1 pseudogene is annotated in these 239 nt (G+C 51.0%); it reads left to right on the top strand.

Annotation, left to right across the window (positions count from 1 at the left end):
* Positions 1-239, top strand: a pseudogene (locus tag FDX22_RS20370) (3-deoxy-D-manno-octulosonic acid transferase); the annotation flags it as partial.

Raw genomic sequence — 239 nt, 5'->3', positions numbered from 1 at the left:
CACATGCCATTCCCGTATTGATGGGCCCGCATACCTTTAACTTCAAAGACATTTGCGCCCGACTGGAACAGGCAAGTGGGTTGATCACCGTCACTGACGTCACCACGCTGGTGAAAGAGGTTTCGTCCCTTCTGACCGATGAAGATTATCGTAATTTTTATGGTCGCCATGCTGTTGAAGTACTGTACCAAAATCAGGGCGCGCTACAGCGTCTGCTGCAGCTGCTGGAACCTTACCTG

This window comes from Citrobacter sp. TBCS-14 (assembly GCF_005280805.1).
Taxonomy (GTDB): Bacteria; Pseudomonadota; Gammaproteobacteria; order Enterobacterales; family Enterobacteriaceae; genus Citrobacter; species Citrobacter gillenii.
Note: the sequence above shows the minus strand (reverse complement) of the source record. Positions and strands in the feature narration are given on the sequence as shown.